Source organism: Citrobacter sp. Cpo142, from assembly GCF_030332425.1.
Classification (GTDB): Bacteria; Pseudomonadota; Gammaproteobacteria; order Enterobacterales; family Enterobacteriaceae; genus Citrobacter; species Citrobacter portucalensis.
In genome coordinates, this window is sequence record NZ_JAOWHW010000054.1 from 1 (window position 1) to 395 (window position 395).

Consider the following 395-nt stretch of genomic DNA (forward strand, 5'->3'; position numbering starts at 1 on the left):
GGATATGAACTCATATACAAATGGTCCTGCGCTGTGGAAATAAACGCCTGGTTATTGACCACCACCACTCTTTTTATTTCTTTTCCTTCAGGGCTGTCACGCATAAAACCATCTGAGTTTCTCTCCAGCGCTGGGAAAGGGGCCATATATGTTGCGACCTGCCATGTTTGTCCGTAATCTTTAGATATTTTATATGCCCCTGGCTCCCACTCAGGCACAAGTATGTACTGTTCTGAGGGATGGATAAACTCACCCGAGAAAACCCTATAGATTGGATTGCCATAAATTGATTTGTGGATCTTTCTTTTTATGTCATGGTAAACAACATATCCTTCACAATCATAACCGATCAACTCCAGGTAGCGATTATCATCAAACCGGTAAATTACCTGTGA

Annotated in this window: 1 protein-coding gene; it reads right to left on the reverse strand. The window is 42.0% G+C overall.

Annotated features, from left to right (window positions below; all coding sequences use genetic code 11):
- Positions 1 to 395: T6SS immunity protein Tli3 family protein (locus tag OGY18_RS02825; RefSeq protein WP_502873473.1), on the reverse strand; the 395-nt coding region annotated here is incomplete at both ends.